Origin of the sequence: Trinickia fusca, assembly GCF_003628145.1 — a bacterium.
GTDB classification, from domain to species: Bacteria; Pseudomonadota; Gammaproteobacteria; order Burkholderiales; family Burkholderiaceae; genus Trinickia; species Trinickia fusca.
In genome coordinates this window covers 71865-96339 of sequence record NZ_RBZV01000015.1, presented here as the reverse complement: position 1 = coordinate 96339, position 24475 = coordinate 71865, and the positions used below count along the sequence as shown (strand labels likewise).

Here is a 24475-nt window from a genome sequence, read left to right as displayed (position 1 = left end):
GGCTCACGGCTGGCGGTGCGGGGCTGCGTCCGAACGCCGCGCCATTGTTGTGTCGGCCTCTTAAGCCAGGCTTAACAGGGACGCAGCATGTGGGGGCGCGGCCTTGGCGGACTGGACTCGCGCGGTCGGCACATTGTGCCAGAGCGCGCCCGCGGCTTTGCGCTCGCTGCCCGGCCGATTCAAGGGCATAAGCGCTATTCCGGTTTGCGGCGCTTTCGCCTTTTATGGTCTAATCGCCGGTGACGAAACAGGGGTGCTTCGCAAGTCCAGTAATGGGCGGTGGCAACGGCATGGGCCGTACCGCTGCGAGGCTGAGAGAGACCCTTTGCACCCGATCCGGGTAATACCGGCGCGGGAAGTTTCCGGAACGCTTTCCGTGGTTTTCGCTGTGGAATCCCTTCCCCGCCGGGCCGTGTCCGCTACGCGGACGCTCGTTGCCTGGCCGGCCTCTCCCGCCGGTTTCGTCCTTGGGTACGCGCTCGCAGCCGTACGGAAAGGATCGATCCGATGACCGCTCAATCTTCAGTCGTTTTCTCGGGCCAGCCCGATTTCGCCGTGCTCGGTGGCGGGCTGTGTGGCCGGCTCGTCGCATGGCGGCTCGCCGGCGAGGGCTACCGCGTCGCGTTGTACGAGCGCGGCGATGCGGCTGGCTCGGGCGCGGCGGCGTGGGTCGCGGCGGCCATGCTCGCACCGCTGGCCGAGGCAGCCGTCGCCGAGCCGCTCATCGCCGAACTCGGTGCCGCCTCGCTCGACGCGTGGCCGCATCTGATCACGCAACTGCCCGAGCCCGTGTTCTTTCAGCGCAATGGCACGCTCGTCGTCTGGCACCGCGCCGATCGCGCGGAGGCGTCGCTGTTCGAGCGGCGCGTGCGCGCCAATGCGCCTGCCGCGCTGTTCGAGCAGGGCGGCTTTACGCCGCTCGACGGCGCCGCGCTCGCGCAAGCAGAACCCGCGCTCGCGGGGCGCTTCAATCAAGGCTGGCTGCTGCCACGCGAAGGTCAGCTCGACAATCGCCAGGTGCTCGCTGCGCTGGCGGCGGGGCTCGCGGAGCGGCGCGTCGCCACGCACTGGAATACGAGCGTCGCGGACGATGCGCTGCCGCCGGCGCGCATCACCATCGATTGCCGCGGCCTCGGTGCGAAACCCGTGCTGTCGACGTTGCGTGGCATCCGCGGCGAAGTCGCGCGCGTGCATGCGCCAGGTATCGGCCTCACCCGCCCGGTGCGCATGCTGCATCCGCGCTATCCGCTCTATATCGCGCCGAAGCAGGACGACCTCTACGTGATCGGTGCGACCGAGATCGAAGGTGAGGACATGTCGCCCATCAGCGTGCGCTCGGCGCTCGAGTTGCTGAGCGCGGCATTCGCCGTGCACCCGGGCTTTGGCGAGGCGCGCATTCTCGAACTGAACACGCAGTGTCGCCCGACGTTACCCGACCATCGTCCCGCGATCGTCTGGGACGGTCGCGCGACCTTGCGCGTGAACGGTCTTTATCGGCATGGCTACATGATCGTGCCCGAAGTCTCGCAGGCGGCGGCGGAACTCGCTGCCGAGCTCGTCACGGGGCGTGTCGCCGATGCCGAGGGCTTCGAGCACTGGCGCCGCGCCGCACGCTGGGCGCCGATGCTGCGTCTGGCCGGCGCGCGCGAGACGTGTGCGTCCGGCACGGGCGCGTGAATCGCTATCAATCGGAACTGTCGAATCTCAACGTCATGGATATTCAGGTCAACCAAAAACCGCTGTCGCTACCAGACGGAGCGACCGTCGCTGATGCGCTGACCGCGTTCGGTGCGCGCGCACCGTTCGCCGTCGCCGTGAACGGCCAGTTCGTCGCGCGCACGCAGCACGCGGCGCGCGCGCTCGAGGCGGGCGATCGGCTCGACGTCGTGCATCCCGTCGCCGGCGGTTGAACGCCGCACGACGCTTACCCGTGCCCGGCGCCGCGCGTCGGGCGAACCGATTGCCCGCTTAAGGATTCATCGATGAGTTCCGCCCTTGCCGCCGACGCGTTCACGCTGTACGGCCAAACGTTCGCGAGCCGCGTGCTGCTCGGCACGTCGCGCTATCCGTCGCTGCAATCGCTCGCCGAGTCGATCGAGCAAGCTCGGCCTGGCATGGTCACCGTGGCGCTGCGCCGGCAGATGCACGATCAGACGGCCGAAGCCGGCTTCTTCGACATGCTCGTGCGCCAGGGCGTGCCGCTGCTGCCGAATACCGCCGGCTGCCAGAGCGTCGATGAAGCCATCGCGACCGCGCATATGGCGCGCGAGATCTTCGAGACGGACTGGATCAAGCTCGAGACCGTCGGCGACGACTACACGCTGCAACCCGATCCGATCGCGCTCGTCGAGGCCGCGACGCGGCTCGTGAAGGACGGCTTCAAGGTGCTGCCCTATTGCACCGAAGACCTCGTGATCGGCCGACGTCTCATCGACGCGGGTTGCGAGGTCTTGATGCCGTGGGGCGCGCCGATCGGCTCCGGCAAGGGCATCGTGAACCCGTACGGCCTGCGCGTGCTGCGCGAGCGGCTGCCCGACGTGCCGTTGATCATTGACGCCGGGCTCGGCGTGCCCTCGCACGCGTGCCAAGTGATGGAATGGGGCTTCGACGGCGTGATGCTGAACACGGCGGTGTCGCAGTCGACGCTGCCTCCCGTGATGGCGCGCGCGTTTGCGCAAGCCGTCGACGCGGGCCGCACGGCGTTCCTGGCCGGCCCGATGGCCGAGCGCGATAGCGCCGAGGCGAGCACACCCGTCGTCGGCATGCCGTTCTGGCACCAGGAGTCTTGAGCGATGCGTGGTCCGATTCTCACGTGCCCAGGCTTGCTGCCGCGGCGCGGGCCTGCCGCCGAGCGGGAGGCTGTATGACGAGCACGCTCGCGTTCGCCGAGCGCGACATTTTCTGGCCACCGGCCGACGAGCTCATGCAGGCCGCCGAGCGGATCCGCGCACGGCTCGGCGACTGGCCGCGCGCGCCAGTGCCATGGCGCATCTGTCTGACGGCGCCCGATGCGCCACGCGCGGGCGATCTGATCGTCGTTGCCGACGACAACGACCATCCGGCGAGCTTCGCAGGCTGGCTCGCCCATGGCGCAGGTGTCGTCGAAGCGAAGGCGGGCGGGGTGAGCCTGATGCTGGCCGGGCAGCGGTACGCGTTCGAAGGTACGCTGGCCGAAGACTGGCTCGCGGCACTGGCGGCCTTCCTCGACTGCGGGTTCGAGGCGCCCGATGCGCTCGTGCTCGCCATGGCCTGGCGCGACGGCGACGATGCGCGCTCGGACGATGCCTGGCCGGTGGACCTCGCGCGCTTTCCGCGTCTCGTCGGCCTGCCGCCTGTTCCTGCCGAGCCGTTCGCATCGTGTCCGGCTCGGCTCGGGCTCTATGCGGTCGTGCCGAGCGCTGCGTGGGTCGAACGCGTGCTCACGCTTGGCGTGCAGACCGTGCAGCTGCGCATGAAGGACGCGCCGCCCGCGCAACTGGCTGAGGAAATCGCGCGCAGCGTCGAGGCCGGGCGCCGGCACGGCGCGCGCGTCTTCATCAACGATCATTGGCGTGAGGCGATCGCAGCCGGTGCCTACGGCGTGCACCTGGGGCAGGAAGACCTGGAGACTTTGGCGCCGGCCGAGCTGACCGCGATTGCGGCATCTGGCCTGCGGCTCGGGCTGTCGACGCACGGCTACTACGAGATGCTCCGTGCGCTCCATTTCCGTCCCAGCTATCTGGCCTTCGGGGCCGTTTTCGCAACGACGACGAAGACACTCGCGACCGCGCCACAGGGCCTGGCACGGCTCGCGCGCTATGTGCGGCTCGTCGAGGGTGTCGTGCCCCTCGTGGCGATCGGCGGTATTGATCTGACTACGCTGCCGGGCGTGCTCGCCACCGGCGTGGGTAGTGCGGCCGTCGTGCGTGCCGTCACCGAAGCCCAGGACCCGCAAGCCGCGGTGACGGCGCTGCATGCGGCCTTCGAGCGCCGACCTAGCTCGGGTTAACACACTGTTGCGCGGAGGAAACGGAACTGTTACGACGTCCTTCACGCTGAGGCCCTATAATTCGGCTTCCGCGTAAAAAGGATCGTCCGCTTCGTGTCAGCTTCTTCATCCGCGCCTCTTCTCGAGCTTCGCAACGTCGATTTCGGCTACGGCGACGGCCGCCTCGTGCTCTCGAACCTGAACATGCGCTTTGGGCGTGGCCAGGTCGTGGCTGTCATGGGCGGCTCCGGCTGCGGCAAGACGACGGTGCTGCGCCTGATCGGCGGGCTCGAGCGCGCACGCCGCGGCGAGGTGCTGTTTCACGGCCAGGACGTCGGCAAGCAGACGCGCGAGGGGCTCTACGCCCTGCGCCGCAAGATGGGCATGCTGTTCCAGTTCGGCGCGCTGTTTACCGACATGTCGGTGTTCGAGAACGTCGCATTCGCGCTGCGCGAGCACACCGATCTGCCCGACGCGCTGATCCGAGATCTCGTGTTGATGAAGCTCAATGCGGTCGGCCTGCGCGGCGCGCGTGATCTGGCCCCGTCGCAAATTTCCGGCGGCATGGCGCGGCGCGTGGCGCTCGCGCGGGCGATCGCGCTCGACCCCGAGCTGATGATGTACGACGAGCCGTTTGCCGGCCTCGATCCGATTTCGCTCGGCATTACGGCGAACCTGATCCGGACACTGAACGACGCGCTCGGTGCGACCTCGATCCTCGTCACCCACGACGTGCCCGAATCGTTCGCGATCGCCGATTACGTCTATTTCCTTGCGAACGGCGGCGTGCTCGCGCACGGCACGCCGGCGCAGCTGCGCGAGTCGGTCGATCCGACCGTGCGGCAGTTCATCGACGCGGCGCCCGATGGCCCGTTCAAGTTCCACTACCCGGCGCAAGCCTCGCTCGCGGCGGATTTCGGTATCGCCGGGGAGCGTGCATGATCAGCACCATCGGAAGCTGGGTGCTCGAGCGCATTGCGCGCGCGGGCTATGCGACGCGGATGTTCCTGCGCGTCGTGCTCGAGGGGCTCGCGCTGCTGCGCCGCCCCGGGCTCGTCGTGAAGCAGATTCTCTTCGTCGGCAACTACTCCCTCGTCATCATTGCCGTCTCGGGCCTGTTCGTCGGCTTCGTGCTCGGCCTGCAGGGTTACTACACGCTCAATCGCTACGGCTCCGAGCAGGCGCTCGGGCTGCTCGTCGCGCTCTCGCTCGTGCGCGAACTCGGGCCGGTCGTCACGGCGCTGCTGTTCGCCGGCCGCGCGGGCACGTCGCTGACGGCCGAGATCGGCCTCATGAAGGCCGGCGAGCAGCTGACGGCGCTCGAAATGATGGCCGTCGACCCGCTCAAGACCGTCATCGCGCCGCGTATGTGGGCCGGCATCATCTCGATGCCGTTGCTGGCCGCGATCTTCAGTGCGGTCGGCGTGCTCGGCGGGTACGTCGTCGGCGTATTGATGATCGGCGTCGACTCGGGCGCGTTCTGGTCGCAGATGCAAAGCGGCGTCGAAGTCTGGGCCGACGTCGGCAACGGCGTCATCAAGAGCATCGTGTTCGGGTTCGCGGTGACGTTTATCGCGCTCTTTCAAGGCTACGAGGCCAAGCCGACGCCTGAAGGCGTCTCGCGCGCGACGACGCGCACGGTCGTGTATGCGTCGCTGGCCGTGCTGGGGCTCGACTTCCTGCTCACGGCGCTGATGTTCAGTTGATGTGCCGCACCTCGCCAGGCGGCGGGGCGCGCAGCCATTCTCTCTGTTTTTTGGGATGACGATGAAAAAGAGTGTTCTCGACTTCTGGGTCGGCTTGTTCGTGGTGCTGGGCTTTATCGCGGTGCTGTTCCTGGCGCTCAAGGCCGGCAACATGAGCTCGCTGTCGTTCCAGCCCACCTACGCGGTCAAGCTCAAGTTCGACAACATCGGCGGCCTCAAGGTGCGCGCGCCGGTCAAGAGCGCGGGCGTCGTCGTGGGCCGGGTTGCCTCGATCGGCTTCGATACCTCGAGCTATCAGGCGCTCGTGACGATCGACATCGACAAGCAGTACCCGTTTCCGAAGGACACGTCGGCCAAGATCCTGACCGCCGGCCTGCTCGGCGAGCAATACATCGGGCTTCAGCCTGGCGGCGACGATCAGATGCTGAAGGCCGGCGACACGATCTCCATGACGCAGTCGGCGATCGTGCTCGAAAACCTGATCGGCCAGTTCCTCTACAACAAGGCAGCCGACGCAGGCGGCAGCAAGTCGTCGTCGGCCGCGCCCGCACCGGCGGCGCCGAGCGCAGCTTCGGCTTCCGCGGGCGCGGTGGCGTCGGGCGCGGGCAGCTGAGTATCTGAGAGCACTCGGCAAGGCATAGACAGAGTCAGAGTCAGTCAACGGAGAAAACAATAATGCAGACCATGCGCGCCAAACGGGCAGCGTTCGCAACCATCGCGGCAGCGGTACTGGCCGGCTGCGCTTCCGTTCAGACGCCGACCCCAGGCGATCCGTTCGAGGGCTTCAACCGGACCGTCTTCAAGGTCAACGACAAGGTCGACACGTACGCGCTCAAGCCCGTCGCTCAAGGCTACCAATGGGCGGTGCCGCAGCCTGTGCGTCAGAGCGTGACGAACTTCTTCTCGAATATCGGCGACGTCTACATCGCCGCCAACGAACTGCTCGAGCTGAAGATCGCCGACGGCGTCGGCGACATCATGCGCGTCACGATCAATACGCTGTTCGGCGTCGGCGGTCTGTTCGACGTGGCGACGCTTGCGCAGTTGCCTAAGCACGCGGCCGACTTCGGCATTACGCTGGGCCACTATGGCGTGCCGTCGGGCCCGTACCTCGTGCTGCCGCTGCTCGGGCCGAGCACGGTGCGCGACGCAGCGGGGCTTGCTGTCGACTACTATGGCAATCCGCTGACCTATGTGGGGGATTCGTCGGTCAGCTGGGCGTTGTACGGCGTGAATCTCGTCAACACGCGTGCGAACCTGTTGACGGCAGGCGAAGTCGTGTCAGGCGCGGCGATCGACAAGTACTCGTTCATGCGTGATGCATACCTGCAGCGCCGCCGCTATCTCATCACGGGCGGTGACGGCACGGGGTCGGAGAAAAGTTACGAGGAATCGCTGCCGAAGTACGATGACGGCGGCGCTGAGGAAAGCGCGCCGGCGCCGCAGGGCGGCGCGTCGAGCCCGGCCGCGGCTTCGGCTGCAACCGCGGGTGGCGCATCGGCGCCTGTCGCGGCACCCACGACCCCGGCTACGTTGGGTGGGCCCAACGGCGAGGTGCAAACGGTGCCGCCGCAGCAATACGTGCCGCCGCCCCAGCGGACGGGCTTGCCCGTGATCCGGCTGCTGCCGCACTAATTGGGGGCGGCTTCGCGCGGCCGCCCGGCGTAACACTTGGATACGGATCTTGCCGCGTCGTAGGGCAATCGTCCGAACGGACGTGGCACCATAGATTCGACTTCCAGCTTTTGAGATCAGGACTGACCATGAAAAGATTTCTGCTGATTCCGCTAGTTGCCGCATCGGTTTCTTTCGGCGGCCTGACGGCTGCACAAACGGCTTTCGCCCAACAGGCCGCTGGCGCGAACGCTAGCGCGGTCGACACGAACTCGCCCGACGGCATGATCAAGGCCGTGACGAAGGACGTGCTCGATACGATTCGCGCTGACAAGTCGCTCAAGAGTGGCGACGTGAATCGCATCGCGCAGATCGTGAACCAGAAGATCCTGCCGTACACCGATTTCCGCCGCACGACGCAGCTCGCCACGGGCCGCGCCTGGCGCACGGCCACGCCGCAGCAGCGCGATCAACTGGTCGAGCAGTTCAAGATGCTCTTGATCCGCACGTACTCGGGTGCGCTGTCGCAAGTGCGCGATCAGCAGGTGGAATTCAAGCCGTTCCACGCCGACCCCGCCGATACGGATGTCGTCGTGCGTTCGGTCGTGATGAACGGCGGCCAGCCGATCCAGCTCGACTATCGCCTCTACAAGACGCCGCAAGGCTGGCGCGTGTATGACCTGAACGTGCTGGGCGCCTGGCTGATCCAGACCTATCAGCAGCAGTTCTCCGAGAAGATCAACCAGAGCGGCGTGGACGGTCTGATCCAGTTCCTCACGCAGCGCAACGAGCAGCTTGCCGCCGGCAAGCAGCCGTCGTGAGCGGCACGATGAACCGTTTCGCAACGGGCACGACACTCACGCACGCGAGCGCCAACAGTGCGCTCGCGGCGGGGTTGGCGCGCATCGGTGCTGGCGCCGACGGCGTCGATTGCGCGCCGCTTACGCAATTCGATTCGTCGGCGCTCGCCGTCCTGCTCGCCTGGCAGCGTGCTGCGCAGGCGCGCGGGGGCGCGTTCGAGATCGTCAATCTTCCTTCCGGCCTCGCGAGTCTCGCGCAGGTCTACGGCGTCGACGCGCTGCTCACGGCGCGACATCGACCCTCGCACGACAGCGTTCCGGCGTCGCTCTGACGGCGCATTCGCACGGTCAAGACGCCACGTTTTGCACGTGGCGCGGCGCCGAGGGTGCAGCAAGTGGGCCCTGCCGAGTTAGCCTATAATCAACCGTTTTTCCAGGTGGCCGATGCGCCCCGATTTTCGGCTCGTCGGCTGGGCAATTGTGGCCCGCATCGATGGCAGCGAAAGCCCGCTCATCACATCTAAACAATAGGCGCCGCCGCATGATGGCCGCGCACACCCCATGTCAGCGATAGAAATCCGCAACGTCAAGAAGCGCTATAAGGCGCTGCAAGCGCTCAAGGGCGTCAGCTTGACGGTCGAGGATGGCGAGTTCTTTGGCCTGCTCGGTCCGAACGGCGCAGGCAAGACGACGCTCATCAGCATCCTGGCCGGTCTCGCGCGTGCCGACGAAGGCAGCGTATCTGTGCGCGGCCACGATGTGGCCGCCGATTTCCGCCGCGCCCGTCGCGCGCTCGGCGTCGTCCCGCAGGAACTCGTATTCGACCCGTTTTTCACGGTGCGCGAAACGCTGCGCATCCAGTCCGGCTACTTCGGCCTGCGTCGCAATGACGACTGGATCGACGAGGTCATGGCGAACCTGGACCTCACCGAGAAGGCCGACGCGAACATGCGTGCGCTCTCGGGCGGGATGAAGCGGCGCGTGCTCGTCGCGCAGGCACTCGTGCACCGGCCGCCCGTCATCGTGCTCGACGAGCCGACGGCCGGTGTCGACGTGGAGTTGCGGCAGACATTGTGGAAGTTCATCTCGCGTCTGAACCGCGAGGGGCACACGATCGTGCTGACGACCCACTATCTGGAAGAAGCCGAGTCGCTTTGCGACCGCATCGCGATGCTGCGCCGCGGCGAAGTCGTGGCGCTCGAGCGCACGAGCGAGCTGCTGCAGCGCTTTGCCGGCATGCAGCTGTTCGTGCGTTTGGCGCAGGGTGAACTGCCGGCCGATCTGCGCCCGTTCGAGGTCGAGCCCAGCGCGCCCGGCGCGCGGCAGCATTTGCTGCGTTTGTCGAGCTACGACGAAGTCGAGCGCATCCTCGCGCAATGCCGTGCGCACGGTTGCACGTTCGACGAGATCGACGTCCGCAAGGCCGATCTCGAGGACGTCTTCGTACAGTTGATGAACGGACCCGAACTGGTCGAGGGGCTTGCATGAGCGGTTTTCGCACGCTGTTCTACAAGGAAATCCTGCGTTTCTGGAAGGTGTCGTTCCAGACCGTGCTGGCACCCATCGTGACGGCCCTGCTGTATCTGACGATCTTCGGTCACGCGCTACGCGGCCGCGTCGAGGTGTATCCGGGCGTCGAATACACGAGTTTCCTGATTCCCGGCCTCGTGATGATGAGCGTGCTGCAGAATGCGTTCGCGAACAGCTCGTCGTCGCTGATCCAGTCGAAGATCACCGGCAATCTGGTCTTCGTGCTGCTGCCGCCGCTCACGCAATGGGAGATGTTCTCGGCCTACGTGCTGGCGTCGGTCGTGCGCGGGCTGGCCGTGGGCTTGGGCGTGTTCGTCGTGACGATCTGGTTCATCCCGATGAGTTTTGCGGCACCGCTCTACATCGTCGCGTTCGCCGTGCTCGGTTCGGCGATTCTCGGCACGCTCGGATTGATCGCGGGCATCTGGGCCGAGAAGTTCGACCAGCTCGCCGCGTTCCAGAATTTTTTGATCATGCCGCTCACGTTCCTGTCGGGCGTGTTCTATTCGACGCACACGCTGCCGCCCGTCTGGCGCGAGGTGTCGCGGCTCAATCCGTTCTTCTACATGATCGACGGGTTCCGCTACGGCTTTTTCGGGCTGTCGGACATCAATCCGCTCGCGAGCCTGGCCGTCGTCGGCGGTTTTTTCGTGCTGCTGGCCGCGCTCGCGATGCGTTTGCTCGCGACCGGCTACAAGCTGCGTCACTGATTCAGAAGGGTTCAGAAGGATTTTCACCATGTTGCCGACTCCCGAACAGGTCAAGCAATACATCGCCGCAGGGCTCGCCTGCACGCATCTCGAAGTCGAAGGCGACGGCCAGCATTTTTTTGCGACGATCGTCTCCGACACCTTCGAGGGCAAGCGGCTGATCCAGCGGCATCAACTCGTGTACGCGGCGCTCGGCGAGCGCATGCGTGAGGAAATTCACGCACTGAGCATGAAGACGCTCACGCCAGCGGAATGGCAAAACGCATAATTCGGAAATCGTAGTGCGCATTACTCAAGATTCACGCGACGCCGGTAGCGGCGCCGCGACGGCAAGCGGGGCCGACAGTCAGGCCCGCGAAGGACAGATAGGCATGGACAAGCTCGTGATCGAAGGTGGCCGGCAGCTGGCCGGCGAAGTGCGGATATCCGGCGCGAAGAACGCGGCGCTGCCGATCCTGTGCGCGAGCCTGCTCAGCGCAGAAGCCATCCACCTCGACAACGTGCCCGATTTGCAGGACGTGCGCACGACGCTCAAGCTGCTCGGGCAGATGGGCGTGCGTGCCGACGGCGCGTCGGGGAGCTTGCAGCTCGATGCTGCGCACGTCGATAGCCCCGTCGCACCTTACGAGCTCGTCAAGACGATGCGTGCGTCGATCCTCGTGCTGGGGCCGCTGCTCGCGCGCTTCGGTGAGGCGAAGGTCTCGCTGCCGGGCGGCTGCGCGATTGGTGCGCGCCCCGTCGATCAGCACATCAAGGGCCTGCAGGCGATGGGCGCCGAGATCAACATCGAGCACGGCTACGTCGAGGCCCGCGCCAAGCGTCTCAAGGGCGCGCGCATCGTGACCGACATGATCACCGTGACGGGCACCGAAAACCTGCTGATGGCGGCCGTGCTGGCCGACGGCGAGACGGTGCTCGAGAACGCGGCCCGTGAACCCGAAGTTGGCGACCTTGCCCACTTGCTCGTGGCGATGGGCGCCAAGATCGAGGGCATCGGCACCGACCGTCTCGTGATCCAGGGCGTCGACGCGCTCCATGGCGCACGCCATTCGGTGATCCCGGATCGCATCGAAGCGGGCACGTTCCTGTGCGCGGTGGCGGCGGCCGGCGGCGATGTGCTGCTGCGCGGCGTGCGTCCGCTCACACTCGAAGCCGTTACGGTGAAGCTGCGCGAGGCCGGCGTGACGATCGAGGAGGGCGAGGACTGGATGCGCGTGCGTATGAGCCAGCGCCCGGCCGCGGTCAACTTCCGCACTTCCGAATACCCGGCGTTCCCGACCGACATGCAGGCCCAGTTCATGGCGCTCAACGCGATCGCCGACGGGACCTCGCAAGTCGTCGAAACGATCTTCGAGAACCGCTTCATGCACGTGCAGGAGCTGAACCGGCTTGGTGCGCACATCACGATCGACGGCAACACGGCACTCGTGGCCGGCGTGCCGAAGCTCTCGGGCGCGACCGTGATGGCCACCGACCTGCGCGCCTCGGCCAGTCTCGTGATCGCGGGCCTGTGCGCCGAGGGCGAGACGCTCGTCGATCGCATCTATCACCTCGACCGCGGCTACGACCGCATGGAAACGAAACTGACCGGCATCGGCGCGAGCGTGCGTCGCGTGTCGGGCAACTCGGGGAGCCACGCATGAACATGCCGCCGCTGACACTTGCGCTGTCGAAGGGGCGCATTTTCGAAGAGACGGTGCCGCTGCTCGAGGCGGCCGGCGTGCAGGTGTCGGAAGACCCCGAAACCTCGCGCAAGCTGATCCTGCCCACGAGCGCGCCGAACCTGCGCGTGATCATCGTGCGCGCGACCGATGTGCCGACCTACGTCGAATACGGCGCGGCCGATTTCGGCGTGGCCGGCAAGGACGTGCTGATCGAGCATGGCGGCGAGGGGCTGTATCAGCCGATCGACCTCGACATCGCGCGCTGCCGCATGTCGGTCGCCGTGAAGGACGGCTTCGACTACGCGAATGCGGTGCGCCAGGGCGCGCGTCTGCGCGTCGCGACCAAATATGTGCAAACGGCACGCGAGCACTTCGCGGCCAAGGGCGTGCACGTCGACCTCATCAAGCTGTATGGCTCGATGGAGCTCGCACCGCTCGTGGGCCTGGCCGATGCGATCGTCGACCTCGTCAGCTCGGGCGGCACGCTGCGCGCGAACCATCTCGTCGAGGTCGAGGAAATCATGCAGATTTCGTCGCGCCTCGTGGTCAACCAGGCCGCGCTCAAGCTCAAGCGCGCCGCGCTCAAGCCTTTTCTCGATGCGTTCGAGCGCGCGTCGCAGCGCGCCACGCCGCCCGCGTAAGCGGCGCGCGGCGTACGCCTTACCGGAACGGATACCAGCATGTCCCTGAAGATTCGCAAACTGGACTCGAGCGCCAACGGTTTCAGCGCGTCGCTTTCAGCCGTGCTCGCCTTCGAGGCGAGCGAGGACGAAGCGATCGAGCGCTCGGTCGCGCAGATCCTGGCCGACGTCAAAACGCGCGGCGATGCGGCCGTGCTCGAGTACACGAACCGCTTCGACCGCCTGCAGGCGTCGAGCGTCGCGGCGCTCGAGTTGCCGGCAGCGGAGCTCGAAGCCGCGCTCGAGAGCCTCGAGCCCAAGCAGCGCGCGGCGCTCGAAGCGGCGGCCGCGCGCGTGCGCGCCTTCCACGAGAAGCAGAAAATCGAGTGCGGCAGCCATAGCTGGCAGTACACCGAGGCCGACGGCACGGTGCTGGGCCAGAAGGTGACGCCGCTCGATCGCGTCGGCCTCTATGTGCCGGGCGGCAAGGCCGCGTATCCGTCGTCGGTGCTGATGAACGCGATTCCGGCCCGGGTGGCCGGCGTGCGCGAGATCGTCATGGTCGTGCCGACGCCCGACGGCGCGCGCAATCCGCTCGTGTTGGCCGCGGCGCTGCTCGGCGGTGTCGATCGCGTGTTCACGATCGGCGGCGCGCAGGCTGTCGCCGCGCTGGCCTACGGCACGCAGACGGTGCCGGCCGTCGACAAGATCTGCGGCCCCGGCAACGCCTACGTGGCGTCGGCCAAGCGCCGCGTGTTCGGCACGGTCGGCATCGACATGATCGCGGGCCCGTCGGAAATCCTCGTGCTGTGCGACGGTACGACCGATCCGCGCTGGATCGCGATGGACCTGTTTTCGCAGGCCGAGCACGACGAACTCGCACAGTCGATCCTGCTGTGTCCCGATGAGACGTTCATTGCGCGCGTCGAGGACGCAATCGCGGAATTGCTGCCCACGATGCCGCGCCGCGAAGTGATCCAACGCTCGCTCGAAGACCGCGGCGCACTCGTGAAAGTGCGCGACATGCATGAAGCCTGCACGATCGCGAACCAGATCGCGCCCGAGCACCTCGAAGTGTCGGCGCTCGATGCGCATCAATGGACCAAGGAGATCCGCCACGCGGGGGCGATCTTCGTGGGCCGCTTCACGAGCGAGAGCCTCGGCGACTACTGCGCGGGCCCGAACCACGTGCTGCCGACCTCGCGCACGGCGCGCTTCTCGTCGCCGCTGGGCGTCTACGATTTCTTCAAGCGCTCGAGCGTGATCGAGGTCAGCGCGGAAGGGGCGCAGACACTCGGCGAAATCGCGGCCGAGCTCGCCTACGGCGAAGGCCTGCCCGCGCATGCGCGCAGCGCCGAGTACCGCATGAAGCAGACTGGCTGAAATGCCCCGTGCGCGGCGGGACCGCGCGAGAATGCCTTTGGCGCCGGCTCAACGACCATGACGACACCGCAAGACATCATTCGCAGTGACATCCTTTCGATGAAGGGCTACCCCGTCGCCGACGCGACGGGCTTCGTGAAGCTCGATGCGATGGAGAACCCGTTCACGCTGCCCGAGCCGCTGGCGGCGCAATTGGGCGAACGCCTTGCCGGCGTCGCGCTCAATCGCTATCCGGCGCCGCGCCCGGCCCAGCTGATCGAACGCATCAAGCAAGTGATGGGCGTGCCGGCCGGCTGCGACGTGTTGCTCGGCAACGGCTCGGACGAGATCATCAGCATGGTCGCCGTGGCCTGCGCGAAGCCGGGCGCCAAGTTGCTGGCGCCGACGCCGGGCTTCGTCATGTATCAGCTGTCGGCGAAGTTGGCGCATCTCGAGTTCGTCGGCGTGCCGCTGCGCGCCGATATGACGCTCGATACCGACGCGATGCTCGCGGCCATCGCCGAGCACCGACCGTCGATCATCTATCTGGCCTACCCGAACAACCCGACTGGCACGCTGTACGACGATGCCGACATGGAACGCATCATCCACGCGGCGCGCTCGAGCCTCGTCGTCATCGACGAGGCCTATCAGCCGTTCGCGCAGAAGAGCTGGATCGCGCGCGCGTCCGAGTTCGACAACGTCGTCGTCATGCGCACGGTGTCCAAGCTCGGGCTGGCGGGCATCCGGCTCGGCTACCTGGTCGGCGCGCCGGCCTGGCTCGAAGAGTTCGACAAGGTGCGCCCGCCGTACAACGTCAATGTCCTCACGCAGGCAGCGGCCGAGTTCATGCTCGAACACGTCGATGTGCTCGACGCGCAAGCCGCGCAATTGCGCGAAGCGCGCGCCCAGCTCGCGCAGGCCGTGGCCGCGTTGCCGGGGGCATGGGTATTCCCGAGCGCCGGCAATTTCCTGCTCGTGCGCGTGCCCGACGCGGACGCCGCGTTCGAAACACTGCTCAGCGCGCGGGTTTTGACCAAAAACGTGAGTAAAATGCACCCATTGCTGGCCAATTGCCTGCGTTTGACGGTCGGCGCACCCGACGAAAACGCGCAAATGCTGGCTGCGCTCAAGCTCGCGTTGAAGTAGCGGCTCACAAAAGAGGGCCGTTTGGCGCCTGGCGCGCGGCCCGCAACCATTGATTCCGCACCCTTTTTTCTGTTTCATTCGAGGTTTTCCATGCGCGTTGCGGAAGTCGTTCGCCACACCAGCGAAACGCAGATCCGTGTGAAGATCAACCTGGACGGCACCGGTCAGCAAAAGCTGGCGACCGGCGTGCCGTTTCTCGATCACATGCTCGATCAGATCGCCCGACACGGCCTGATCGACCTGGACATCGAGGCGCATGGCGATCTGCATATCGACGACCACCATACCGTCGAGGACACCGGCATCACGCTCGGCCAAGCCGTTGCGAAGGCAATCGGCGACAAAAAGGGCATCCGCCGCTACGGCCATGCCTACGTGCCGCTCGACGAGACGCTCTCGCGCGTCGTCATCGATTTTTCCGGCCGTCCTCTGCTCGAATTCCACGTGCCGTTCACGCGCGCGCGCGTCGGCTCGTTCGACGTCGACTTGGCAATCGAGTTTTTCCGCGGCTTCGTGAACCATGCGCAAGTGACTTTGCACATCGACAACCTGCGCGGCGTCAATACTCACCATCAGCTGGAAACCGTGTTCAAGGCATTCGGCCGTGCGCTGCGCATGGCCGTCGAGCTGGACGAGCGTGCGGCGGGGCAGATCCCGTCGACGAAGGGCAGTCTCTAACGCGACACGACGGACCGGCGGCGCGCTGCGAGGCGCGCGCCGGCATGCGATGGATCTTCTCAAATCGTTTATTTCATTACTGGCGCTGATCAACCCGGTCGGCGCGGTGCCGTTCTTCCTGAGCCTCACGTCGGCGCAGTCCGATGTCGAACGTCGCCATACGATCCGGATCGCCTCGATCTCGGTGTTTTGCGTGATCGCGGTGACGACGCTGCTCGGTCAGCAGATCATCAGCTTCTTCGGCATTTCGGTGGGCTCGCTCGAGGTCGGCGGCGGCATCATCATGCTGCTGATGGCCATCAACATGCTCAACGCGCAGATCGGCAACACGCGCGCGACGCCCGAGGAGCGCGACGAGGCCGAGTCGAAGAACAGCATCGCGGTCGTGCCGCTCGCGATTCCGTTGCTGACGGGCCCCGGTTCGATCAGCACGGTGATCGTCTATGCGGCCAGCTCGCATCACTGGTACGACCGCATCGGGCTCGTCGCGATCGGCGCTGCGCTCGCGACGATCTGCTTCTGGTCGCTACGGCTCGCCGAGCCGATCGCGCGCTGGATCGGCCAGACCGGGATCAATATCGGGACGCGTCTCATGGGTTTGATGTTGTCGGCGCTGGCGGTGGAGTTCATCGTCGACGGGTTGAAGGCGTTGCTGCCTAATTTGCGCTGAATTTGCGATGAAAAAGATTGCGATTGTGGATTACGGGATGGGCAACCTGCGCTCGGTATCGCAGGCCCTGAAAAAGGCGGCGCCCGAGGCCGACGTCGTCATCGTCGACCGCCCCGAGGCGATCCGCGCGGCCGATCGCGTCGTGCTGCCCGGCCAGGGCGCGATGCCCGACTGCATGCGCTGCCTCGGTGAGTCGGGGCTGCAGGAGGCCGTCGTCGAGGCGTCGCGGACGAAGCCGCTGCTGGGCGTGTGCGTCGGCGAGCAGATGCTGTTCGACTGGAGCGCCGAGGGCGACACGCTGGGCCTTGGCCTGATGCCAGGCAAGGTGCTGCGCTTTGCGCTCGAAGGGCAGCTCCAAGACGACGGCTCGCGCTTCAAGGTGCCGCAGATGGGCTGGAACCGCGTCCACCAGCGGCAGCCGCACCCGATGTGGGCTGGCGTGCCCGATGGCAGCTTTTTCTACTTCGTGCACAGCTACTACGTCGTGCCCGACAATCCGTCGCACACGGCGGCGGAAACCGATTACGGCACCCGCTTCACCTCGGCGGTGGCGCGCGACAACCTGTTCGCGACGCAATTTCACCCCGAAAAGAGCGCCGAGGCCGGGTTGCGCGTGTACCGTAACTTCGTCGATTGGAATCCGTGAGCCCTCTGCCGTCCGGCCAACGACGGCGTGGCGGGCTGAACGCCGAAAGACTTGTACTAAACTAACGAAACGGCTATCGCCGTACTAGCGAAACGGCTGTCACCGTGTGTGCGCGTCATGCGCCGCACCGTGGCCGCATGAACCCAACCCTTCCAGACTTAACGCGATTGCTATGCTGCTGATTCCCGCCATCGACCTCAAGGACGGTCAGTGTGTGCGCCTCAAACAAGGCGATATGGACCAGGCGACGATATTTTCCGAGGATCCTGCGGCGATGGCCCGACATTGGGTCGACCGTGGCGCACGCCGGCTGCATCTGGTCGATCTGAATGGCGCATTCGCCGGTAAACCGAGGAACGAAGACGCGATCCGCTCGATCATCGAGGAAGTCGGCAGCGATATCCCAGTCCAGCTCGGCGGCGGTATCCGCGATCTCGAAACGATCGAGCGCTATCTCAACGACGGTCTGTCCTACGTGATCATCGGCACGGCGGCCGTGAAGAACCCTGGCTTCCTGCAAGACGCCTGCACGGCGTTCGGCGGCCACATCATCGTGGGCCTCGACGCGAAGGACGGCAAGGTCGCGACCGACGGCTGGAGCAAGCTCACGGGCCACGAGGTGATCGACCTGGCGCAGAAGTTCGAGGACTACGGTTGCGAATCGATCATCTACACCGATATCGGCCGCGACGGCATGCTCCAGGGCATCAACATCGAAGCAACGGTGAAGCTCGCGCGCGCGGTGAAGATTCCCGTCATCGCGAGCGGCGGCCTCTCGAACCTGGCCGATATCGAAGCGCTGTGCGAGGTCGAGGGCGAAGGCGTCGAGGGCGTCATCTGCGGCCGCGCGATCTATTCGGGCGACCTCGATTTCGCCGCCGCGCAAACGCGCGCGGACGCGCTGCGTGAGTCGGACGACGCATAACGGCACGCGCCGCCTGCGCATACGGCTTCAATCCGCCCCTCCCGCGCGAGGGGCGGCTCACCCTTTGCGGCACTGGCAACATCATGGCTCTAGCTAAACGCATCATCCCCTGTCTCGACGTGACCGCCGGGCGTGTCGTGAAGGGCGTCAACTTCGTCGAGCTGCGCGACGCCGGCGACCCCGTCGAAATCGCGCGCCGCTACGACGAGCAGGGCGCCGACGAACTGACGTTCCTCGACATCACCGCGACCTCGGACGGCCGCGACCTGATTTTGCCGATCATCGAGGCCGTGGCCTCGCAGGTGTTCATTCCGTTGACCGTCGGCGGCGGCGTGCGCGCGGTCGAAGACGTGCGGCGTCTGCTCAATGCGGGCGCGGACAAGGTCGGCATGAACTCGTCGGCCGTCGCCAATCCGCAGCTCGTGCGCGACGCGGCCGACAAATACGGCTCGCAGTGCATCGTCGTCGCGATCGACGCCAAGCGTGTCTCGGTCGACGGCGAAACGCCGCGCTGGGAGGTGTTCACGCACGGCGGCCGCAAGGCGACGGGGCTCGACGCCGTCGAATGGGCCACGCGCATGGCGGAGTTCGGCGCGGGCGAGATCCTGCTCACGAGCATGGACCGCGACGGCACCAAGAGCGGCTTCGATCTCGTGCTCACGCGCGCCGTGTCGGACGCGGTGTCCGTGCCCGTGATCGCCTCGGGCGGCGTGGGTTCGCTGCAGGATCTGGCCGACGGCATCCGCGACGGGCGCGCCGACGCCGTGCTGGCCGCGAGCATCTTCCACTACGGCGAACACACGGTCGGCGAGGCCAAGCGCTTCATGGCCGCGCAAGGCATTCCGGTGAGGCTCTGACATGCATGCCAATCTTCCCTGGCTCGACAAGGTGCAATGGGACGCGAACGGGCTCGTGCCCGTCATCGCGCAGGAAGCGTCGACGAACGACGTGCTGATGTTCGCGTGGATGAATCGTGAAGCGCTGGCCAAGACGATCGAAACGGGCCGCGCCGTCTACTTTTCGCGTTCGCGCCAGCGCCTGTGGTTCAAGGGCGAGGAATCGGGCCACGTGCAGCGCGTGCACGAAGTGCGCCTCGATTGCGACGAAGACGTCGTGCTGCTGAAGGTCGAGCAAGTCTCGGGCATCGCTTGCCATACGGGCCGCCACTCCTGCTTCTTCCAGAAATTCGAAGGCACGGTCGACGAGGGCGAGTGGGTCGCCGTCGATCCCGTCCTGAAAGACCCCGAACATATCTACCGATGACCCAACCGATCCTATCCACCGAAGACACGCTGCTGCGGCTCGCGGCCGTGATCGACAGCCGCAAGGGCGGCGACCCTGAAAGCTCGTACGTCGCGCGCCTGTTTCACCGCGGTGACGATGCCGTGCTGAAGAAGATCGGCGAAGAGGCGACGGAAGTCGTGCTGGCCGCGAAGGACGTGCGGCAGGGCGGCGCGCCGTCGGCGCTCGTCGGCGAAGTGGCCGATCTGTGGTTTCATTGCTTGGTCATGCTGTCGCACTACGATCTGAGCCCCGCGGACGTGATTGCCGAGCTCGAGCGTCGCGAGGGCCTGTCGGGCATCGAGGAAAAGGCGCTCAGAAAGCGGCGCGAGCGCGAAGAGAACGGCGGCTGAGGCATTCGCGCCGTTTTCCGGCAGTTCTCAACCGCGCAAAGCGCGAGGAGGAGGCGAGCATGGAAGAACCACAAGGCGGGCGTTCATCGGTTTCCTACGGCGGTGCGGTCGATGCCGATCGCCTGCAGAACATGCGTTTGTTTACGCATGTGCTCTATGCGCTTTACGCCGTGCATTGGTTCACGGGCGGCGTAACGGGGCTCATCGCCATCATCCTCGACTACGTGAAGCGGTCCGACGCCGCCGGCACGCCTTACGCCGCACACTTCGAGTGGCAGATCCGCACGTTCTGGACGGCGCTCGTCGGCTACCTGATCGGCGCAGCGCTGATCGTCGTCGCCATCGGCGTGCCGATCATCGCTGCCGTTTCGATCTGGGTGTTGTACCGTATCGTCAAAGGCTGGTTGTACCTCTACGAAAACAAGCCGCTCGAGCCGCACGCGTGGTTCTGACTGCGCCGCCGCTCACGCAACCTGGAAGACCATGAGCCACGAAAACTGCCTGTTCTGCAAGATCGCCGCGGGTGAGATCCCGAGTACCAAAGTTCATGAAGATGAAGAGTTCGTCGCGTTCAAGGACATTCGCCCCGCTGCGCAGACGCACATCCTCGTGATCCCGCGCAAGCACATCGCGACGCTGTCGAACTGCACAGAGAGCGATGCACCGCTGCTTGGTAGAATGATGATCTTGGTATCGCGGCTTGCTGAACAGCTTGGTTGCGCGTATACGGGCGGCGAAACGGGCTTTCGCACCGTCATCAATACGGGGCCGGGTGGCGGCCAGGAGGTCTACCACCTGCACGCGCACATCCTCGCGGGGCCGCGCCCCTGGCATCGGATGGGCTGAGCGCTGCCGGCAAGGCTCGCGAGAGGCGATAAAAATCAGCGCGTATGCGCTCGGGAATGATGGCCGCAAGGCCGGTTTGCCTGCTGGACGTATGAATCGTTACGGCACGGCTCTGGAGAGTTTTCATGGGTTCGTTTAGTGGTTGGCACTGGTTGGTCGTTCTGCTGATCGTCATGCTCGTGTTCGGCACGAAGCGGCTGCGCAGCCTCGGCAGCGATCTCGGCAGCGCCGTGAAGGGCTTCAAGGAAGGGATCAAGGACGGCGATACGTCCTCTTCGCCCCCGTCGGCTCCCGAGCAAAACGCGACGCGAGAGCTGCCGCGCTCGGACACGGTCGACGTCCAGGCCAAGGAAAAGATCCGCTCGAGCGACTATCGCTGATGCGGCATTCGCGTACGCACTGACGCATCGCCCCCGCTCATGCTCGATCTCGGTCTGACCAAGATGGCGCTGATCGGCGTCGTCGCGCTTGTCGTGCTCGGCCCCGAGCGGCTGCCGCGCGTCGCGCGTACGGCCGGCGCGCTGTTCGGCCGCGCGCAGCGCTACATCAACGAGGTGAAGGCCGAAGTCACGCGCGAAATCGAGATCGATGAGCTGCGGCGCATGAAAACCGAGTTCGAATCGGCCGCGCGCAACGTCGGAACGACGATTCACGACACCGTGCGTCAGCACGAAGCCGAGCTCAGCGAGGCGTGGGGCTCGGGCATGCCGAGTATCGCGGGCAGTGCGGCGGCCGGCGACGAGCCGCTGGCAACGACCGGCGATGCCGGCCAAGCGCCCAGTTCGTGGCGCAGCAGCATGATCGCCTCCAAGAAGCGTCGCAGCTGGCGCGTGAAGCGTTCGGCCACGCCTGTCTGGTACAAGCGGACGACCGGCCTGCGCACGCACGTGCAGTCGGGGGCGGCGCGCGTCGCACGGTACACGCCGGCGAGCCTGCGCACGCCGCGGCGCTTTTTCTGATCGATCGCCTGTGGGCCTGGCTCGGCGACGCTTTCCTTCTTTTGACCGGTCGACGTCGCGCGTCGACTTCCTGAACCCACAACGAGGGCCGGTGTGAGCGACCCCAAGCACAGCCAGGACGAAGGCAACGAAGAGACCTTCATCTCGCATCTCGTCGAATTGCGCGACCGCATCATCCGGGCCGGCATCTCGGTGATCGTCGTGTTCTTCGCGATCGTGTACTGGTCGGCAGACATCTTCCGCCTGCTAGCGCGTCCGTTGCTCGCTAATCTGCCGCCCGGCGGCCGCATGATCGTGACCGACGTGACTGGCTCGTTCTTCGTGCCGATGAAGGTGACGATGCTGGTAGCGCTCGTCATCGCGCTGCCGGTCGTGCTGTACCAGATCTGGGCGTTCGTTGCGCCGGGGCTCTATCAGCACGAGAAACGGCTTGTCGCGCCGCTCGTCACGAGCAGCTACCTGCTGTTCCTGTGCGGCATGGCATTCGCGTACTTCGTCGTGTTTCCGACCGTCTTTCGCGTGATGGCGCACTACAACGCGCCGCTGGGTGCCGAGATGTCGACCGACATCGACAACTACCTGAGCTTCGTGCTGACGATGTTCTTGGCGTTCGGCCTCACGTTCGAGGTGCCGATCGTCGTCGTGCTGCTCGTGCGGATGGGCGTGCTGACGGTGAAGAAGCTCAAGGAGATCCGGCCCTATGTGATCGTCGGCGCGTTCGTCGTCGCCGCGGTCGTCACGCCGCCCGACGTGTTCTCGCAACTGATCCTGGCCGTCCCGCTGATCGTGCTGTACGAGGCAGGCATTCTTGCCGCGTGGCTGTTCGTCGCGAAGAAGGCCGACGTCACCGACGGTGAAAGCGCAACGGGCTGACCACCTGGTCAGCCCGTTGTCTCACATCCCTCAATTCAATCTTGCGCCGCTCACTCTTCTTGCTGTGAGTCTTCGTCGCTGTTCGTCGGCTTCGGCGGCGGCGGGCGCTTGCCGATCGTCACGGCGACTTCCATTTCCTTGTTTTTGCGCATCAGGTGGATCTTCGCCTCGGTGCCGGGCTTGATCTGCGCGATCACGTTCAACAGACGCGTCGTGTCGGTGATTTCCTCGCCGTTGACGTCGAGCAGGACGTCGCCCGGTTTGATGCCGGCGCGGTCGGCCGGGCCGCCCTGCAGCACGCCGGCCACGATCGTGCCCTTTTGCTCGAGGCCGAAGGATTCGGCGATCGCGGGCGTCACGTCTTGCGGTTCGACGCCGATCCAGCCGCGCGTCACGCCGCCTGTCGTAATGATGCTCTCGAGGACGCTGCGCGCTGTAGACACGGGGATCGCGAAGCCGATGCCGAGCGAGCCGCCCGAGCGCGAGTAGATCGCCGTGTTGATGCCCAGCAGGTTGCCGCTCGCATCGACGAGCGCACCGCCCGAGTTGCCAGGGTTGATCGGCGCGTCGGTCTGAATGAAGTTCTCGAACGTGTTGATGCCGAGATGGTTGCGGCCCAACGCGCTGATGATGCCCATCGTGACCGTCTGGCCGACGCCGAACGGGTTGCCGATCGCGAGCACGACGTCGCCGACGCGCGCTTGATCCATGCGCCCGAGCGTGATCGTCGGGAGGTTGTTCATGTTGATCTTGAGCACGGCCAGATCCGTTTCGGGATCGATGCCGATGACTTTCGCGTTGGTACGCCGGCCGTCGGCCAGCGCGACTTCGATCTCGTCTGCCCCGTCGACGACATGCTGGTTCGTTAGAATGTAGCCTTCCGAACTGACGATGACACCCGAACCGAGGTTGGTTGCCGGCTCATCCTGCGGCGTTTGCGGCTGGTTCTTCGGATTGCCGAAGAAGTATCGGAACAACGGATCTTTCGCATGCGGGTTCGGCGGACGCGCACCGCCCTTGCCCGAAAAGACGTTGACCACGGCGGGCATGGCTTTCTGGGCCGCGTCGGCATAGGAAGCCGTGGCGGGGCCGGAGCTGGAGCCGGGCGCCACTTCGCGCAGCGCGACGATTGGCGCGGCCAGTTGCTTGCCGAATTGCCCTTGGCGCTGCAGCCATTGAGGCTTGAGCGTCACCACGATGAACATCAGCGCGAGCAGCACCGTCACCGCTTGGGCAAAGAACAGCCAAAAGCGTCTAAGCATTTGAAGAATCGAGGTTTCTATGGATCGTATAGAACTTGAATTGTACTTGAACGACATGCTCGATATTGATCGGTTCAAGGACTATTGCCCGAACGGGCTGCAAGTCGAAGGGCGTCGCCGCATCGACAAGATCGCGACCGGCGTGACTGCCTCGCTGGCGTTCCTCGAAGCCGCGCACGAGTGGGGCGCCGATGCCGTGCTCGTGCATCACGGCTACTTCTGGCGCAACGAGGCGCCGCAGGTGACGGGGCGCAAGTACCGCCGGCTCAAGCTGCTGATCGCCAACGAGATCAACCTGTTCGCCTACCATCTGCCGCTCGACGATCACCCGGAATACGGCAACAACGCGCAGCTCGGCGCGCGCCTGGGCCTGATCGCCGATACCCGATTCGGCGCGGACAAACTCGGCTGGATGTCGACGCTGCCGATGCCCATCACGCTCGCGCACTTCGCCGCGCAAGTCGAGCAGACGCTGGGCCGCACGCCGCTCGTGCTCGGTGATCCCGATGGCGAACTGCGGCGCGTCGCGTGGTGCACGGGCGCTGCGCAGAGTTACTTCGAAGCGGCCATCGATGTCGGTGCCGACGTCTTCCTGACCGGCGAGATCTCCGAACCGACGACGCATATCGCGGCCGAGAGCGGCGTCGCGTTCGTGTCGGCGGGTCACCATGCGACAGAACGGTATGGTGTACAGGCCGTCGGCGCGCACTTGTCGGAGCAATTCGACATCGAGCATCTATTTATCGATGTCGATAATCCCGTTTAATTCCATGCATGGCGGGTTATCCCGCAATAATCGTGCCGATACAGGAAACGCTTAAAGAGAAACGAGATAGTCGATAACGCATTGTCGGTGCGGG

Annotated in this window: 31 protein-coding genes and 1 riboswitch; of the genes, 30 read left to right on the top strand and 1 reads right to left on the bottom strand. The window is 65.6% G+C overall.

What is annotated here, in order from left to right; all coding sequences use genetic code 11:
- The first annotated feature begins 239 nt into the window (after nt 1-239).
- A riboswitch (TPP riboswitch) is annotated at nt 240-375 on the top strand.
- Nucleotides 376-507: 132 nt separating this feature from the next.
- The 29 genes from D7S89_RS24115 to tatC all read left to right on the top strand — a co-directional run bounded on the left by D7S89_RS24115 (nt 508) and on the right by tatC (nt 22353).
- Nucleotides 508-1677, top strand: coding sequence for an FAD-dependent oxidoreductase (locus D7S89_RS24115; protein WP_121281391.1), 1170 nt, complete (start codon nt 508-510; stop codon nt 1675-1677).
- Nucleotides 1678-1712: 35 nt separating this feature from the next.
- The gene (gene thiS, locus D7S89_RS24110) at nt 1713-1910 is read left to right on the top strand and encodes a sulfur carrier protein ThiS (RefSeq protein WP_121281423.1); all 198 of its coding nucleotides are present in this window, start codon (nt 1713-1715) and stop codon (nt 1908-1910) included.
- Between the two features lie 72 nt (nt 1911-1982).
- On the top strand, nt 1983-2789 hold the full coding sequence (locus D7S89_RS24105) for a thiazole synthase (RefSeq protein ID WP_121281390.1): 807 nt from the start codon (nt 1983-1985) through the stop codon (nt 2787-2789).
- 74 nt (nt 2790-2863) lie between these two features.
- Nucleotides 2864-3988 (top strand): thiamine phosphate synthase, encoded by a 1125-nt coding sequence (gene thiE, locus D7S89_RS24100; protein WP_121281389.1) that lies wholly within the window; start codon nt 2864-2866, stop codon nt 3986-3988.
- Nucleotides 3989-4081: 93 nt separating this feature from the next.
- Nucleotides 4082-4909 (top strand): ABC transporter ATP-binding protein, encoded by an 828-nt coding sequence (locus tag D7S89_RS24095; RefSeq protein WP_121281388.1) that lies wholly within the window; start codon nt 4082-4084, stop codon nt 4907-4909.
- Complete coding sequence (gene mlaE, locus D7S89_RS24090) at nt 4906-5673, top strand: lipid asymmetry maintenance ABC transporter permease subunit MlaE (protein ID WP_121281387.1); 768 nt, start codon at nt 4906-4908, stop codon at nt 5671-5673. The genes D7S89_RS24095 and mlaE overlap by 4 nt, the downstream gene beginning before the upstream one ends.
- 55 nt (nt 5674-5728) lie before the next feature.
- Nucleotides 5729-6286, top strand: coding sequence for an outer membrane lipid asymmetry maintenance protein MlaD (gene mlaD, locus D7S89_RS24085; RefSeq protein WP_121281386.1), 558 nt, complete (start codon nt 5729-5731; stop codon nt 6284-6286).
- A 62-nt stretch (nt 6287-6348) separates the two neighbouring features.
- Nucleotides 6349-7308 carry an MlaA family lipoprotein gene (locus D7S89_RS24080; RefSeq protein WP_121281385.1) on the top strand — a complete coding sequence of 320 codons (960 nt, stop codon included), beginning with the start codon at nt 6349-6351 and terminating at the stop codon, nt 7306-7308.
- 128 nt (nt 7309-7436) lie between these two features.
- Nucleotides 7437-8108: an MlaC/ttg2D family ABC transporter substrate-binding protein gene (locus D7S89_RS24075; RefSeq protein ID WP_121281384.1), complete on the top strand. Its 672-nt coding sequence runs from the start codon at nt 7437-7439 to the stop codon at nt 8106-8108.
- Nucleotides 8109-8116: 8 nt separating this feature from the next.
- On the top strand, nt 8117-8419 hold the full coding sequence (locus D7S89_RS24070; protein ID WP_121281422.1) for an STAS domain-containing protein: 303 nt from the start codon (nt 8117-8119) through the stop codon (nt 8417-8419).
- 229 nt (nt 8420-8648) lie between these two features.
- Entirely contained in the window at nt 8649-9575 is a 927-nt protein-coding gene (locus D7S89_RS24065; RefSeq protein ID WP_121281383.1) for an ABC transporter ATP-binding protein, read from the top strand.
- On the top strand, nt 9572-10327 hold the full coding sequence (locus D7S89_RS24060; RefSeq protein ID WP_121281382.1) for an ABC transporter permease: 756 nt from the start codon (nt 9572-9574) through the stop codon (nt 10325-10327). Before D7S89_RS24065 ends, D7S89_RS24060 begins: the two co-directional genes overlap by 4 nt.
- 28 nt (nt 10328-10355) lie before the next feature.
- Nucleotides 10356-10595, top strand: a complete 240-nt coding sequence (locus D7S89_RS24055; RefSeq protein ID WP_121281381.1) for a BolA family protein — start codon at nt 10356-10358, stop codon at nt 10593-10595.
- A 103-nt stretch (nt 10596-10698) separates the two neighbouring features.
- Complete coding sequence (murA, locus tag D7S89_RS24050) at nt 10699-11970, top strand: UDP-N-acetylglucosamine 1-carboxyvinyltransferase (RefSeq protein ID WP_183085337.1); 1272 nt, start codon at nt 10699-10701, stop codon at nt 11968-11970.
- Nucleotides 11967-12632 (top strand): ATP phosphoribosyltransferase, encoded by a 666-nt coding sequence (hisG, locus tag D7S89_RS24045; protein ID WP_121281379.1) that lies wholly within the window; start codon nt 11967-11969, stop codon nt 12630-12632. The genes murA and hisG overlap by 4 nt, the downstream gene beginning before the upstream one ends.
- Nucleotides 12633-12671: 39 nt before the next feature.
- The gene (gene hisD, locus D7S89_RS24040) at nt 12672-13994 is read left to right on the top strand and encodes a histidinol dehydrogenase (RefSeq protein ID WP_121281378.1); all 1323 of its coding nucleotides are present in this window, start codon (nt 12672-12674) and stop codon (nt 13992-13994) included.
- Between the two features lie 57 nt (nt 13995-14051).
- On the top strand, nt 14052-15122 hold the full coding sequence (gene hisC, locus D7S89_RS24035) for a histidinol-phosphate transaminase (RefSeq protein ID WP_121281377.1): 1071 nt from the start codon (nt 14052-14054) through the stop codon (nt 15120-15122).
- A 90-nt stretch (nt 15123-15212) separates the two neighbouring features.
- Nucleotides 15213-15800, top strand: a complete 588-nt coding sequence (gene hisB, locus D7S89_RS24030; protein ID WP_121281376.1) for an imidazoleglycerol-phosphate dehydratase HisB — start codon at nt 15213-15215, stop codon at nt 15798-15800.
- 49 nt (nt 15801-15849) lie between these two features.
- Nucleotides 15850-16470 (top strand): YchE family NAAT transporter, encoded by a 621-nt coding sequence (locus D7S89_RS24025; RefSeq protein ID WP_121281375.1) that lies wholly within the window; start codon nt 15850-15852, stop codon nt 16468-16470.
- Between the two features lie 37 nt (nt 16471-16507).
- Nucleotides 16508-17116: an imidazole glycerol phosphate synthase subunit HisH gene (hisH, locus tag D7S89_RS24020; protein ID WP_425470902.1), complete on the top strand. Its 609-nt coding sequence runs from the start codon at nt 16508-16510 to the stop codon at nt 17114-17116.
- A 172-nt stretch (nt 17117-17288) separates the two neighbouring features.
- Nucleotides 17289-18041 (top strand): 1-(5-phosphoribosyl)-5-[(5-phosphoribosylamino)methylideneamino]imidazole-4-carboxamide isomerase, encoded by a 753-nt coding sequence (hisA, locus tag D7S89_RS24015; RefSeq protein ID WP_121281373.1) that lies wholly within the window; start codon nt 17289-17291, stop codon nt 18039-18041.
- Between the two features lie 83 nt (nt 18042-18124).
- Nucleotides 18125-18898 (top strand): imidazole glycerol phosphate synthase subunit HisF, encoded by a 774-nt coding sequence (gene hisF / locus D7S89_RS24010; protein WP_121281372.1) that lies wholly within the window; start codon nt 18125-18127, stop codon nt 18896-18898.
- A gap of 1 nt (nt 18899) precedes the next feature.
- Nucleotides 18900-19304 carry a phosphoribosyl-AMP cyclohydrolase gene (gene hisI, locus D7S89_RS24005; protein ID WP_121281371.1) on the top strand — a complete coding sequence of 135 codons (405 nt, stop codon included), beginning with the start codon at nt 18900-18902 and terminating at the stop codon, nt 19302-19304.
- Nucleotides 19301-19675, top strand: coding sequence for a phosphoribosyl-ATP diphosphatase (locus D7S89_RS24000; RefSeq protein WP_121281370.1), 375 nt, complete (start codon nt 19301-19303; stop codon nt 19673-19675). Before hisI ends, D7S89_RS24000 begins: the two co-directional genes overlap by 4 nt.
- A 59-nt stretch (nt 19676-19734) precedes the next feature.
- Entirely contained in the window at nt 19735-20127 is a 393-nt protein-coding gene (locus D7S89_RS23995; RefSeq protein WP_121281369.1) for a DUF4870 family protein, read from the top strand.
- A 31-nt stretch (nt 20128-20158) separates the two neighbouring features.
- Nucleotides 20159-20521 (top strand): histidine triad nucleotide-binding protein, encoded by a 363-nt coding sequence (locus D7S89_RS23990; protein ID WP_121281368.1) that lies wholly within the window; start codon nt 20159-20161, stop codon nt 20519-20521.
- A gap of 125 nt (nt 20522-20646) precedes the next feature.
- Nucleotides 20647-20901: a Sec-independent protein translocase subunit TatA gene (tatA, locus tag D7S89_RS23985; RefSeq protein ID WP_121281367.1), complete on the top strand. Its 255-nt coding sequence runs from the start codon at nt 20647-20649 to the stop codon at nt 20899-20901.
- A gap of 39 nt (nt 20902-20940) precedes the next feature.
- Nucleotides 20941-21480, top strand: coding sequence for a Sec-independent protein translocase protein TatB (gene tatB, locus D7S89_RS23980; RefSeq protein WP_121281366.1), 540 nt, complete (start codon nt 20941-20943; stop codon nt 21478-21480).
- Nucleotides 21481-21573: 93 nt separating this feature from the next.
- Nucleotides 21574-22353, top strand: coding sequence for a twin-arginine translocase subunit TatC (tatC, locus tag D7S89_RS23975; protein WP_121281365.1), 780 nt, complete (start codon nt 21574-21576; stop codon nt 22351-22353).
- Between the two features lie 50 nt (nt 22354-22403).
- Here the strand turns inward: tatC and D7S89_RS23970 are convergent, their stop codons facing one another.
- Complete coding sequence (locus D7S89_RS23970) at nt 22404-23615, bottom strand: Do family serine endopeptidase (protein WP_121281364.1); 1212 nt, start codon at nt 23613-23615, stop codon at nt 22404-22406.
- Nucleotides 23616-23634: 19 nt separating this feature from the next.
- Between D7S89_RS23970 and D7S89_RS23965 the strand changes: the two genes are divergently transcribed.
- Nucleotides 23635-24381, top strand: a complete 747-nt coding sequence (locus D7S89_RS23965; RefSeq protein WP_121281363.1) for a Nif3-like dinuclear metal center hexameric protein — start codon at nt 23635-23637, stop codon at nt 24379-24381.
- The last annotated feature ends 94 nt before the right edge of the window (nt 24382-24475 follow it).

Coding starts and splice junctions, on each gene's coding strand:
- mlaE (WP_121281387.1), top strand. CDS start 4,906: ATGATCAGCACCATCGGAAGCTGGGTGCTCGAGCGCATTGCGCGCGCG.
- D7S89_RS24055 (WP_121281381.1), top strand. CDS start 10,356: ATGTTGCCGACTCCCGAACAGGTCAAGCAATACATCGCCGCAGGGCTC.
- D7S89_RS23965 (WP_121281363.1), top strand. CDS start 23,635: ATGGATCGTATAGAACTTGAATTGTACTTGAACGACATGCTCGATATT.
- tatB (WP_121281366.1), top strand. CDS start 20,941: ATGCTCGATCTCGGTCTGACCAAGATGGCGCTGATCGGCGTCGTCGCG.
- D7S89_RS23995 (WP_121281369.1), top strand. CDS start 19,735: ATGGAAGAACCACAAGGCGGGCGTTCATCGGTTTCCTACGGCGGTGCG.
- hisA (WP_121281373.1), top strand. CDS start 17,289: ATGCTGCTGATTCCCGCCATCGACCTCAAGGACGGTCAGTGTGTGCGC.
- D7S89_RS24080 (WP_121281385.1), top strand. CDS start 6,349: ATGCAGACCATGCGCGCCAAACGGGCAGCGTTCGCAACCATCGCGGCA.
- hisI (WP_121281371.1), top strand. CDS start 18,900: ATGCATGCCAATCTTCCCTGGCTCGACAAGGTGCAATGGGACGCGAAC.
- hisH (WP_425470902.1), top strand. CDS start 16,508: ATGGGCAACCTGCGCTCGGTATCGCAGGCCCTGAAAAAGGCGGCGCCC.
- hisG (WP_121281379.1), top strand. CDS start 11,967: ATGAACATGCCGCCGCTGACACTTGCGCTGTCGAAGGGGCGCATTTTC.
- mlaD (WP_121281386.1), top strand. CDS start 5,729: ATGACGATGAAAAAGAGTGTTCTCGACTTCTGGGTCGGCTTGTTCGTG.
- hisB (WP_121281376.1), top strand. CDS start 15,213: ATGCGCGTTGCGGAAGTCGTTCGCCACACCAGCGAAACGCAGATCCGT.
- D7S89_RS23970 (WP_121281364.1), bottom strand. CDS start 23,615: ATGCTTAGACGCTTTTGGCTGTTCTTTGCCCAAGCGGTGACGGTGCTG.
- D7S89_RS24065 (WP_121281383.1), top strand. CDS start 8,649: ATGTCAGCGATAGAAATCCGCAACGTCAAGAAGCGCTATAAGGCGCTG.
- D7S89_RS24105 (WP_121281390.1), top strand. CDS start 1,983: ATGAGTTCCGCCCTTGCCGCCGACGCGTTCACGCTGTACGGCCAAACG.
- D7S89_RS24075 (WP_121281384.1), top strand. CDS start 7,437: ATGAAAAGATTTCTGCTGATTCCGCTAGTTGCCGCATCGGTTTCTTTC.
- thiE (WP_121281389.1), top strand. CDS start 2,864: ATGACGAGCACGCTCGCGTTCGCCGAGCGCGACATTTTCTGGCCACCG.
- D7S89_RS24060 (WP_121281382.1), top strand. CDS start 9,572: ATGAGCGGTTTTCGCACGCTGTTCTACAAGGAAATCCTGCGTTTCTGG.
- murA (WP_183085337.1), top strand. CDS start 10,699: ATGGACAAGCTCGTGATCGAAGGTGGCCGGCAGCTGGCCGGCGAAGTG.
- D7S89_RS24115 (WP_121281391.1), top strand. CDS start 508: ATGACCGCTCAATCTTCAGTCGTTTTCTCGGGCCAGCCCGATTTCGCC.
- D7S89_RS24000 (WP_121281370.1), top strand. CDS start 19,301: ATGACCCAACCGATCCTATCCACCGAAGACACGCTGCTGCGGCTCGCG.
- D7S89_RS24025 (WP_121281375.1), top strand. CDS start 15,850: ATGGATCTTCTCAAATCGTTTATTTCATTACTGGCGCTGATCAACCCG.
- hisC (WP_121281377.1), top strand. CDS start 14,052: ATGACGACACCGCAAGACATCATTCGCAGTGACATCCTTTCGATGAAG.
- thiS (WP_121281423.1), top strand. CDS start 1,713: ATGGATATTCAGGTCAACCAAAAACCGCTGTCGCTACCAGACGGAGCG.
- hisF (WP_121281372.1), top strand. CDS start 18,125: ATGGCTCTAGCTAAACGCATCATCCCCTGTCTCGACGTGACCGCCGGG.
- D7S89_RS23990 (WP_121281368.1), top strand. CDS start 20,159: ATGAGCCACGAAAACTGCCTGTTCTGCAAGATCGCCGCGGGTGAGATC.
- D7S89_RS24070 (WP_121281422.1), top strand. CDS start 8,117: ATGAACCGTTTCGCAACGGGCACGACACTCACGCACGCGAGCGCCAAC.
- hisD (WP_121281378.1), top strand. CDS start 12,672: ATGTCCCTGAAGATTCGCAAACTGGACTCGAGCGCCAACGGTTTCAGC.
- tatA (WP_121281367.1), top strand. CDS start 20,647: ATGGGTTCGTTTAGTGGTTGGCACTGGTTGGTCGTTCTGCTGATCGTC.